This is a genomic window from Acinetobacter lactucae, from assembly GCF_013344765.1.
Taxonomy (GTDB): Bacteria; Pseudomonadota; Gammaproteobacteria; order Pseudomonadales; family Moraxellaceae; genus Acinetobacter; species Acinetobacter lactucae_A.
In genome coordinates, this window is the sequence record NZ_JABVBF010000187.1 from 1 (window position 1) to 6,334 (window position 6,334).

Genomic DNA, 6,334 nt, shown 5'->3' on the forward strand with positions numbered 1-6,334 from the left:
GCCATCGGCTTCGCCACGACACTGCCCTTAGTTCGCATAATGCAGATTGATGTTAAAAAGCCCCGTGAGACTGTGTAATCTTCTCACTGGGGCTTAGTAACATAATCTGTGCACCACATTATGCGAACTCTCAGAGCTTAATTATTTGACTTCATTTTTATCAATTGGGTCATCGCCTCGTAGAGCAGACCAAGTATAGTAATAGCTCATAACTACAAAAAATATGCTAAGAACTATAATCCCAAAAATTTGCCAAGCTGTCATATCTTACTAACCCCATTAAAAATCAATTATAAAATCTTTTGTTCCATAACCATGAAACAAGCGTAAATGCTTCACCAATTGCCCAAATTGTAATGTTCTTCCGCAATACTGGCATTGAGTGTAAGTCGATATATTATCACGTAAAAAGCCGTAGACTACGCCTTGCGACCCCTGCGCACAGCTTCGGGGACTCGCAATTCCCCTGAACGACTTTTTATTGTTACAGCTACGGTAGAACATATAGACGGTCTTTAGTAATCAAAGAAAAGAAATTTAGATTTTCAGATAACAGCTGTAATCGGGTTTTGCTCTTTTTCATCCGTTTTAAGAGGCTGTGCTAACGGTTGCTGTGTAGCAATTTGCCGTTGTTCTTGCTTGAAGTAATTGAACGGTCTATCGCCTTGATCTATAAGCTTCTTACAGTCTGAACTACTGACATCATGCAAAATCGTACCTTGTTGCGTATAAGCCACATAACGACCATTCTTTTTAATACAGCCACTAAAAACCGGCTTTGCCGTAACCTCATATTGAATCTGACTTACATCAACATCATACGGCTTATTGGGATTGTACTGAAGGACAATACTTTGCATGTCGTTCTTCTCTTTAGCGAGTAGCTCAGCATTTCTTTTAGTTGGGTCGCGTAGATCGGCGCATTGCTCAATGGTTAAACCGTACTGTTTAGAACATTGCTGATCTAATAATAAATTCTGTTCGTCAGTTTTTTGATTAGCCGTTTGACCAGTCGTTTTACTATCTTTTTTGGTATCTGCTGCATTTTGTTTTTCCTCAAATCTTTGGGGATTAAAAGATTTAGTATTCATTAAGCCAAACACAACAAAACCCACAATTCCTAGAATGATTGTAATGTAGATAAATATCTGTTTTGGTAACTTAAACTTAATACTAGAATGATCAGACGCAGAATGATAAAGATTTTGGTATTCATCTTTAAAATGAAAGCGATAGTGATCAAAGTACTTCTTATTTTTAGCATTTCGATTTGCCGCAGGTTCAGGACTAGATAACCACTTATCAAACACAAAAACATTAGTATAAGAAGGTTTAGAACTAGGTCTTTTTATGAAGTACATCTTATCAATAAGCTTATGGATGCCTTTCTCAATTCGCGCAGGATCCTGTGTAATTAACCATATATCTTTGTTGAAATGACCATGAATAGTTAGATCCTTAATCATCTGATCTTGTGAATATTGGTTACCTTTGTACTCGTATGCTTTTCGCATATGTACTTCATCATAAATAATAATTGAACCATCTGGAGTTTCACGCCAATCGTCTGGAGCAGGTTCGATTTCAGGTATTCTCAAGCCATCAATATCACAATAAATCTGACGTATTGGCTTACCTTGTTCTTCTAATTTTTTATTTTGTTCAAGCATATCTAATATGGTTTTAACCATAAATTGAGATTTGCCATTTCGTGGTTGTCCACATACTAAATTAATCACTTTTGCGTACCCCAACTTGCATACTTGTTAAGGCAACACGTAAGGCAATTGCAGATAAAATCATACTAATAGCCTGATCAAATCCACTAAGACCAACAACATACAGTACGTTGCCCAACGCGCCCCAATAACTATGAATAGTGCTTACAGCTAAGGAAAATGCTCCTTGTGTAGCTCCATAAGTAAATAGTGAAAGCCCAGCACCTTTTAATAATTTTGAAACGGCACTAGAGAGAATAGTTTCTGATACTTTAGAGAGAAGATTAGCTAAACTCATAGTTATTCTTCTCCCTTAACATTAATACCCGCAACAATAAATGCTGAAGTAATCGCCCCTACAGCAAGTACAGCAGGCTTAAAAAAAGTAAGCGCATCACAAACAGGCTGATAAGGTAATTCAATGGTATAGAGCTGACCCATCACGGTGAATTGAACAGAATCTTGAGGGCAAACATCCGAACCTGTAAGCGTTACTTTACCCGCAGATGCATCATCATCAAATTCAACCTTTTCAGGGTCTTTTTGTTCTGGGTCTTCCTTCAACCATTTATCTGTAGTTTGCCAATCGTCATACCAATTACAGACAGTAAAGGCCCATTCACAAAATACAGGAAATTCAAGAGATATTGATTGGCCGCCAGTAGGATTCCCATCAGCGTCTTTTATTGGTTCTGCTTTACCGTCTGCTTTTGCACCGTCATCTTGCCAAGCACGATCATTCATATTGGGATTATCAGTTGTAGGGGCCGTTTTATAACGAGGATCTCCAAAAGGTGCAGGCTGTCCATCTGGTGTCAAAGGAGCATTTTTAATTTTGTCATCCATTTCCAGTGCTAGATCATCACCCACACCTGTAGGGTCATGTTCGTAAGCATTAGCAACTGACTGATCCATCTGACCAGTATTTGCCATCGGATTGTATCTAGTTGGATCAACTGGATCGTTATAACCTTCACCCATCATTGCAGCACCTAATAACACAGGGGTTAAAGGAATCTTTTCCTTTTGTGCATTTGGGTCATAATTTGGATTTGTATAAGGAGTAAATGAAGTACTTCCTGTTTGTGTAGCACCTGTACCGTCAACCCAAGTAAAAGTACAATCTCTAGGATTCTCAGTAGAAGATTTAAAAGCATATTTACGTGCAGGAAATTGTTTTTTTAAATACTCAACTTCAAGTAAACAAGAATCACGGACAGTACAAGCAGATGTATTATTTATACCGCCATTCATAGCATAAACTAGAGTCTGACATGATTGATTAGTAGGCTTATATTTCACATATGATTTAGAACCCTCATCCATAACCCAACCGATACCCTCAATTAGTTGTGTTACTGCATAAACCCCAATCATTTGTACACCTGGATTCTTTGCATAAAACGCGACACGTTGCAGCATTGTAGAACCCACTCGACTAGCTGTAGGTGTTGCTTCAGCAATTGCAATTTTAGTAACGGTTTTGCTTTTAGCAGTGACAGGATCAGTTTCAGTGAAAGACTTTGCAGAACGTCCATACACACGTCTGGCGTAATCTTCACGGTTTTGTTGTAGCTTAACTTCACGTTGCAACCACCAATCACCTTTATCGGTTGCATTGGCTTCTGTCATTAGAATTATTGGTGAAAGGATAATTGAGATAGATAAGTAAAAGCGGATTGTTGTTGAAATTGTTCTTTTTAAAACATTTTTATACCAATATAAATCATCATTAATAGCCATATGTACGCCCCAATATCACCCATGACTCACCCCTAAAAAGAAAGTGAGCTAAAGCAGAAGCGATAGCTCACATGTATTCAATCTGAATTAAAATGCAGAGCGAATATATTTAAATACTTTGATACCTAACGGGATCAAGATTGCAGCAGCAGCAACAGTAGCACCCGCTACTTGAGCCCCAGACAACTCCCCAGTAATTGGAGTTACATCAACAGCAGCATTTGAAGCAGCAGCAGCCCCCACAGCAGTTGTAACTACAGCAATTTGTTTTAAACGTTGAAACATTACTTGTTTTTTAGTGTTCATAATGAACTCCTTACTTTTCAAAAATTTGCACTCGTATGACTTTTAGGCTCCATACGACTGCGAGACATAACCAAAAAGCGCCCCCAATTGATGTTGCTTCGGCGTAGCTCATTGGCGGTAAATAAAGGTCAGCTTGACCCCATTCAAGACAGGTCTGCACCCCATTAGCATCGGCTGACGATAATTGCTTACAGACCATATCCATTTCTTAAAATCCCCAATTAGAGCCACTGGCTTGCGCTTTAAATTCACGCCCCCAAAGCCAGTGGTATCTGTTATTTACACTTGTAAAAGTGAATGCAGTAACTTGAGTGTTTTGTGAACTCTTTACCGCACTTCTTGCATTTATAAACGTACTGTGTCATATTAAAATACACGTAAGTTGTTGATTTTTAACATATTATACATTATACGGCATGCCGTATAAGTAAGCATTTGATAACATTAAGCTTTTAGCTCAGTCGCTTTCTTTTCTTCAACCTGCAACGGTTTACCATCACCAGTTGTTTTATAAAAAATGTTGCGGTCCATCGCTGTCATTTCGATTGGTAAATAAATTTCACGACCTTTATAAGACATATAGAAATCTTTCATGTGGTGATGATCTTCAACGACTTTAACGTTCTGTGAACATGGAACCCACTGATCAAGACCTTTGTCATAACGTTGAGATTCAAAGATTAAACGCATGTTTAAGCCTTTCTCATTTGTAGTCTGATCAACATTGATAAGCTTTGCTTTAAAGATAATTTGAGACATGATTTTTCACCTATGCGATTTTAAGTAAGCGTTGATTAAACGTAGAAACTGGTTCTTTAAAGTTGTCAGGTACTTGGTTTTCAAAGTTAATTTCAACGAGTTTGATAAACGGAATGACGTTGTTTTTAGTTTCAACATGAAGGTTTTGAAGAAATGCCTTTGAATAACCTGCCGAAATTAAATCAGCCATTTGGGCAAAGAACTGTGATTTACCATACTGAAGCTTCATTGCATCAGTACCATGAGTCTCAAGCGCACAATAGAAATTGAACAGATTACGAGCTTTCGTAATACTCTTACGGCCTGATGGAGTTACAGTTCCAAAGACATTGCATAAATTTTTAAAAATAGATTCGTGATCAGTCGTTTTCATTGCAGTACCCTCAAGGGCTTTGAAAAGTTCAGAGTTAGCTTTGACCCATAGGTCTTTTAAAAAAGTTGGATTTTCACGTTGATAGCGGATTAGCTGAAATAAATTAGTCGGAATACCGAGTTCTTTTAAAACATAACGTTTGATACCAGTTTCAAAGCGTAAAAGACCTTTCGTCCATGCTTGAAGTTCTGGATCAGACATAACCTTTACAACTCGTTGAGCGCATTTATCATTTGCCTTAGCAAGCTTAGTTTGCTCTTCAAGTTGATTCTGAAATTCACAGGCTTTGCCATACACTTTACGGGCAAAACGCTTTCCACGTTCAGAACCGAAATAAACAGTATTTTTATAAACGATTTGTTTTTGTGATTTACGAATATGTCTAGAAGACATATTGCGCATAAAATCAAGTGCTTGAGCAACTTGATTATCATCACGTAAACGTGCCGAATATGTGGCATCAAGCTGCAAAACTTCAGTTTCGGAGATTGCTAACATTGAATAAAGTGTCGGATGAGACTCAGCTAAATAGCCAAGCATTTCCATTGCACCTTCTTCAATCCAGTCAGTGCCGTAAACATTATGGCCCTGCAAAATCTTTGCAGGACTGGCCTTTAGCTCAACATGTGGGTAATAACGCCCTTCATGAAAGAACTTAAAAGCCATGCTTGTGTAGGAAGTTGGCAATTTCTCATAAGCATGATTCAAAGCGATAGGTCTAACCTCGCCTTCATCATTTTTATAAACGCTCCAAGCCCCTACTTTCTTTAGGCCTAGATCAAGCATGTCAAAACCAAAAATGCAATGTTGACCATCGCTAGTAATATCAACTAGCGAAGCATCAACAGGAATATGCATTACGATCTTGTCTAACATGCAAAAAGTTACCTAGTAACTGGGTTTAACAGATTAAACAAAATTACTAAGTAACTTGTCAACCTGTAAAACAGGTTAATATCATAAAAAGTTACCTAGTTATTTAGTTACAAGGCGTTAACAAATGAGCAAAGTCTACAAAATCCGTAGTGAAGAAGTTGAAGACGTAAAAGAGACGTTAATGAAATTCGTCGTACAAAAAAAATCGTTAATGGCTGAAAGTGATGTAATTCATGCACTTATAAAATATCACTTGAAAAATCTGAAGGCAGAAGAAGTATTAAAATATAGAACTGAAGTATTAGGTAAAGACGAATAAGTCCGTTTTTCCGGAGTTAAGTCCACACTAGAGAAGGTGGACTTTTTTTGCATCCGGATGCCCTTCCCCAACTCTATTTAGCATCGTGTCACGCCGATGGACTGCGAGCCCTCGCCATCGGCTTCGCCACGACACTGCCCTTAGTTCGCATAATGCAGATTGATGTTAAAAAGCCCCGTGAGACTGTGTAATCTTCTCACTGGGGCTTAGTAACATAATCTGTGCACCACATTATGCGAA

The 6,334-nt window shown here is 38.1% G+C and carries 8 protein-coding genes; 1 reads left to right on the top strand and 7 read right to left on the bottom strand.

What is annotated here, in order from left to right; genetic code table 11:
• Nucleotides 1–545 precede the first annotated feature (545 nt).
• The 7 genes from HUN22_RS14845 to HUN22_RS14875 all read right to left on the bottom strand — a co-directional run bounded on the left by HUN22_RS14845 (nucleotide 546) and on the right by HUN22_RS14875 (nucleotide 5,775).
• Nucleotides 546–1,739 carry a zonular occludens toxin domain-containing protein gene (locus HUN22_RS14845; protein ID WP_368074581.1) on the bottom strand — a complete coding sequence of 398 codons (1,194 nt, stop codon included), beginning with the start codon at nucleotides 1,737–1,739 and terminating at the stop codon, nucleotides 546–548.
• Entirely contained in the window at nucleotides 1,732–2,016 is a 285-nt protein-coding gene (locus HUN22_RS14850) for a DUF2523 family protein (protein WP_174730861.1), read from the bottom strand. Before HUN22_RS14850 ends, HUN22_RS14845 begins: the two co-directional genes overlap by 8 nt.
• Nucleotides 2,017–2,018: 2 nt before the next feature.
• Complete coding sequence (locus HUN22_RS14855; RefSeq protein WP_174730864.1) at nucleotides 2,019–3,461, bottom strand: virulence factor TspB C-terminal domain-related protein; 1,443 nt, start codon at nucleotides 3,459–3,461, stop codon at nucleotides 2,019–2,021.
• 87 nt (nucleotides 3,462–3,548) lie between these two features.
• On the bottom strand, nucleotides 3,549–3,767 hold the full coding sequence (locus HUN22_RS14860) for a major capsid protein (RefSeq protein ID WP_174730867.1): 219 nt from the start codon (nucleotides 3,765–3,767) through the stop codon (nucleotides 3,549–3,551).
• 10 nt (nucleotides 3,768–3,777) lie between these two features.
• On the bottom strand, nucleotides 3,778–3,972 hold the full coding sequence (locus HUN22_RS14865) for a hypothetical protein (RefSeq protein ID WP_174730869.1): 195 nt from the start codon (nucleotides 3,970–3,972) through the stop codon (nucleotides 3,778–3,780).
• Nucleotides 3,973–4,211: 239 nt separating this feature from the next.
• A complete protein-coding gene (locus HUN22_RS14870) occupies nucleotides 4,212–4,526 on the bottom strand; it encodes a hypothetical protein (protein WP_174730872.1) in 315 nt (104 codons plus the stop codon).
• 10 nt (nucleotides 4,527–4,536) lie between these two features.
• On the bottom strand, nucleotides 4,537–5,775 hold the full coding sequence (locus HUN22_RS14875; protein WP_174730875.1) for a phage/plasmid replication protein, II/X family: 1,239 nt from the start codon (nucleotides 5,773–5,775) through the stop codon (nucleotides 4,537–4,539).
• A gap of 124 nt (nucleotides 5,776–5,899) precedes the next feature.
• On the opposite strand from HUN22_RS14875, the gene HUN22_RS14880 reads away from it, so the two are divergent.
• Nucleotides 5,900–6,094 carry a hypothetical protein gene (locus HUN22_RS14880; RefSeq protein ID WP_031948333.1) on the top strand — a complete coding sequence of 65 codons (195 nt, stop codon included), beginning with the start codon at nucleotides 5,900–5,902 and terminating at the stop codon, nucleotides 6,092–6,094.
• Nucleotides 6,095–6,334 lie beyond the last annotated feature (240 nt).

Excerpts from the sequence above, each read along its gene's own strand:
- HUN22_RS14850 (WP_174730861.1), bottom strand. The coding sequence starts at position 2,016 with ATGAGTTTAGCTAATCTTCTCTCTAAAGTATCAGAAACTATTCTCTCT.
- HUN22_RS14880 (WP_031948333.1), top strand. The coding sequence starts at position 5,900 with ATGAGCAAAGTCTACAAAATCCGTAGTGAAGAAGTTGAAGACGTAAAA.
- HUN22_RS14865 (WP_174730869.1), bottom strand. The coding sequence starts at position 3,972 with ATGGATATGGTCTGTAAGCAATTATCGTCAGCCGATGCTAATGGGGTG.
- HUN22_RS14870 (WP_174730872.1), bottom strand. The coding sequence starts at position 4,526 with ATGTCTCAAATTATCTTTAAAGCAAAGCTTATCAATGTTGATCAGACT.
- HUN22_RS14860 (WP_174730867.1), bottom strand. The coding sequence starts at position 3,767 with ATGAACACTAAAAAACAAGTAATGTTTCAACGTTTAAAACAAATTGCT.
- HUN22_RS14855 (WP_174730864.1), bottom strand. The coding sequence starts at position 3,461 with ATGGCTATTAATGATGATTTATATTGGTATAAAAATGTTTTAAAAAGA.
- HUN22_RS14875 (WP_174730875.1), bottom strand. The coding sequence starts at position 5,775 with ATGTTAGACAAGATCGTAATGCATATTCCTGTTGATGCTTCGCTAGTT.